Raw genomic sequence first — 4428 nt, forward strand, 5'->3', positions numbered from 1 at the left:
CACTCACCATGACACCGGTGAGCGATCCGAATAATCCATATTTGACCTATTCCGGCACTCTTGTTGGGACCAGCCTGCCCATCAATTATGTCAATTTTCGTCAATGGAATACTGCCTCCAGCGGCCTCGATGACACGGCGAATAACTTTCACATCAGCAGCATGACCCTTCAGGCCCCGCCACCGGGCCCAACGTTGAACATTCAGCCATCCGGCCCGAACGTCGTTCTATCGTGGACGACGAACGCTGCCAATTTCGTCCTCGCCTCCAGCCCAAGCCTGACGAATGGGTCCGTCTGGAACACGAACCTGCCCGCGCCCATTGCAGTCGGTGACCAAAACTTTGTGACCAACCCGATCTCAGGTCCGCAGCAGTTCTACCGCCTGCAACAATCCCAATAGGCGCGCAAACTCAGAGTGCAGGCGGCCAATCGAATGAGTTATCAGCAACCTGACCTCTCGCGGCGTAAATTCCTGGGAACAGTTTCGCTGGCCGCGGCAGGGCTGGCGATGCCGGAATCCTTGTTCGCCGGGCAATCGCCAAAAGGCATCCGGTTCGCCCCACTCGCCCAGTTTGATTACGGCGACGTCACCCTTTCGAGCGAACTTCACGAGAAACAATTGGCGGAAACCCATCGCGTCCTGATGGGCCTGAGCGATGACAGCCTGCTGAAACCTCTGCGTTTAATGAGCGGCCAGCCGGCTCCGGGCGAGGACATCGGTGGCTGGTATCGTTACAACCCGGATTACAAGTACGGCGACCCGGACGGTTTCGCCCCGAGTTGCACGTTTGGTCAATGGGTGTCCGCGCTTGCCCGAATGTACGCCATCACGCGAGACCAGGCGACCCGCCAGAAAGTGCTGCGGTTGAATCGCCTCTACGCCGAAACGATTTCGGGCGATTACTATGATAAGAATCGATTCCCGACGTACTGCTACGATAAAATTGTCTGCGGGCTGATTGACTCGCACAAATATGTCGGCGACCGCGACGCTTTCTCGATTCTTGACCACACCACCAATACTGCATTGCCTCATTTTCCGGGGCGCGCGGTGGAGCATGGGACCGCCTGGCGGCCTAATAAGGATTTCCTTTGGACCTGGGACGAGTCCTACACAATTTCAGAAAATCTTTTTCTAGCTTATCAGTGTGGCGCCGGGAAGCGCTATCGCGAGTTGGGCCGGCAATATCTTGATGATGCATATTACGATCCGCTGGCTGACGGCTGGAATAATCTCGCGGGACGCCACGCCTACAGCCACGTCAACTCCCTGGGGTCAGCCATGCAGGCATACCTCACGCTGGGCAGCAAAAAGCATCTCCACGCCGCGCAAAACGGCTTTGACATGCTGGCCAAACAAAGCTTCGCGACAGGAGGATGGGGGCCAGATGAAACACTCTGTGCGCCCGGCGGGTCGGATCTTTACAACAGCCTCTCCAATACTCACGCAAGTTTCGAGACACCGTGCGGTTCCTACGCGCATTTCAAACTCACCCGCTACCTGCTGCGAGTCACGCGTGATTCCCGGTATGGCGACAGCATGGAGAGAGTCATGTACAACACCGTGCTCGGGGCAAAGCCGCTGATGCCCGACGGCCGGACCTTTTACTATTCCGATTACAATTTCAAAGGCACAAAATTCTATCGCGACAATCAACATTGGTCGTGCTGCTCGGGCACACTGCCCCAGGTTGCCGCCGATTATCGCATCAATACTTACTTCCACGATCCAAACGGCGTTTGGGTGAATTTGTATATCCCCTCCACGTTGCGCTGGAAGCAAAACGGAGCGGAGGTTGTCCTCAATCAATCAACCCAATACCCGTATGACAACGCGGTGCAATTCGATCTCCAGATCTCGCGGGCAAGAGACTTTACATTGAATTTCCGCATCCCCGCCTGGGCCACGGGCGCTTCGATCTCAGTGAATGGACGCCGCGTCTCGGCTGAAGTAATTCCCGGCGCCTTTGCACCCGTGCGCCGCCAATGGAACACCGGCGACCGCATCGACCTGATTTTGCCGATGACAACTCGCCTGGAGCCGATTGACCAGCAGCATCCGGATACAGTCGCCCTGCTGCACGGCCCGCTGGTGCTGTTCGCCATCACGGACACGGTTCCTTCAGTGACACGGACGAATCTGTTGGCGGCTAAAAGAACAGGCCAGCGAAGTTGGGAGGCGACAACCATCGGGACGCCGATTAAGCTGTTGCCCTTCGTCGAAATTGCAAGTGAGCCGTATTCGACCTATCTGCGGGTGAGTTAAATCTTATAAGACATGAAAAAATTCCTGTGGGCCAAGGCCGTGTTTCTTCTGAGCTTTGGCTGCTCCACAGTTTTCGCCAACCAGAGTTTCTCGGTTGTTAATGGAGACTTCGAAAATGGACTCACCGCCTGGAACACCAGCGGCGCCGTCCGTCTGGAAACGCAGGCTCCATTGGAGGGAAAGTCTTCAGTAATCCTCGGCCCTGGCGCCGGCTCACTTTCGCAACGAATCGAGATCGGCAGCGGAAACGATTTCACCCTGTCCGCCCTCGTCCAGTCGGATCACACGAACGGATATGTTTTTGCCATCCGCTTCCTGGACAAAAGTGGGCATGAGGTGATGAAGGTCGACTCGTTAAACGACATCCACAGGGACAAAAAAGATCCACGCAAGTTCTCTCACTTCATGGAAGCACACCCGCTCACGAAGTGGATGGAAATCGACTTTTCCAAGGATGCATCGCCCGGTTCCGTCACCGTGGACCAGGTAAAACTGGAGATGACGGACGAAAACGCCGCCGACCTGAAACCAACGTGCAATTTGGATGAAGCGATGCAACCGTTTTGGCTCGGCAAGAGAATCAACCGAGAGGCCGTCCTGATGCTTTCAACGAATGGAGAACCGGCTGCCGGTCAGTTGATGTTTCATCCGACGCGAATCATCTCAGTCCAGGACTACGGCCTGACCACAAATTATTCCGAAGGCACAGACTACACTCTCGACGGACGGACGCTCGTTTGCACCGCGTCATCACGCATGACGCAGGTCCGAAGCGAGAACCTGCTTAAAGGGGAGTATCAGTGGAACGTCGTCGGCGGCAAGCAGGTGATGGTGACCTACGAACACGATGATAGCTGGAACCATCCAATCCCGGGCTTCCTCGGCGATGGTTTGCCACACACGCTCGGAATACTTCAAAAGCGCGCCCCTCTGACCGTGGTGGCGTACGGAGACAGCATCACCCATGGGCTCGGCGGAAGCCGCCTCTCGCACATCCGACCCTATCTGCCGCCATGGCCCGAACTTTTTGTGCATCGCTTGAAGGAGATTTATCACGACAGGAAAATTCAGTTTTTTAACTCCGCTCAAAGCGGCGCTGATTCAAAATGGGCGGACACCTACGCGGAGCCGATGGTTGCATCCTTGAATCCCGGCCTCGTGATTGTCGCCTTTGGACAGAACGATTTCTGGAGCATTCCCGCGGATACATTTTCCAATCATATCGCGAACGTCATCAAAACTGTTCGCCACCAAAACCCCAATGCCGAGTTTCTTCTGGTTTCCACCATGCGATTCGATCCGGCTTACACGACCAACGCACAATACTGGAACGTCGTCGGAGATTACGCCACGACTTTGAAGGCGATGACCGGACCCGGCGTGCAATTCGTGGACATGACCGCCATCAGCGGGTGGGTGTTTGCGGCCAAAAAACCCAAAGACTGTATCAACGACCCGCTGCACCCGAACGATTATCTCGCGCGCTGGTACGCCCAGAGTCTCGTCGCCGCCCTTGACCCGTCTTCCGGAAAATCGTCCCCCCCAACCGAGGGGACAGAGAGCGATACCGCCATGTTCGATGCAGCACCCTTCGCGATTCCTTTGCCCGAAGGCAACGGCTTGATGTGGGAAGACCCGCGCGAAATACATTCCGTCGTCGTGGATTTTGCCGAGCCTATTCCCGCGGAATCAAAACTGCGGATCGAGTACTGGGGAAGCCACTGGCCGAAGGAGCATTTGCCCAAAGATCAGGAATTGGGCAATGGCTGGTCCGGTTGGATGGAACTCGGGAATTGGTACAACGGCGGGTGGCGAGTGGCCGATGCAGTGCAATCTATTTCCGGCCGGTCCGTTCAGTTCACCTTTCGACCGATCAACGAGCACGAATTCCCGAGTCTCACAAATTACGCTTCCAACGGACGATTCACCCTGAAGGTCCGCGTTGCGTCAAATCAGACCTTCCCGAAAATCCTTCGGATTCACGCTCTGACCGACTCCACACTCACGGACCGCTCCGTGCGAATTGCCTGGGAACACACTCCGGCTAAATCTGAGGTTCAAGCTGAAGCATTTAACGGGCGGATTCTGAACACCACAACAAAGGGAAGCATCTCCACGTTTCGAGTTCGCACAGCCGTCAACAGCGATCCGAATACGTTCG

3 protein-coding genes are annotated in these 4428 nt (G+C 55.7%); all 3 read left to right on the plus strand.

Annotation, left to right across the window (positions count from 1 at the left end; genetic code table 11):
* Positions 1-401: hypothetical protein (locus VN887_15215; protein HXT41358.1), on the plus strand; the 401-nt coding region annotated here is incomplete at its 5' end.
* 33 nt (positions 402-434) lie between these two features.
* Positions 435-2267 (plus strand): beta-L-arabinofuranosidase domain-containing protein, encoded by a 1833-nt coding sequence (locus VN887_15220; protein HXT41359.1) that lies wholly within the window; start codon positions 435-437, stop codon positions 2265-2267.
* 12 nt (positions 2268-2279) lie between these two features.
* Positions 2280-4428, plus strand: a 2149-nt coding sequence (locus VN887_15225) for an SGNH/GDSL hydrolase family protein (GenBank protein ID HXT41360.1), incomplete at its 3' end; no start/stop codon positions are given.

Origin of the sequence: Candidatus Angelobacter sp. (genome assembly GCA_035607015.1) — a bacterium.
Classification (GTDB): Bacteria; Verrucomicrobiota; Verrucomicrobiia; order Limisphaerales; family AV2; genus AV2.

Coding starts and splice junctions, on each gene's coding strand:
- VN887_15220 (HXT41359.1), top strand. CDS start 435: ATGAGTTATCAGCAACCTGACCTCTCGCGGCGTAAATTCCTGGGAACA.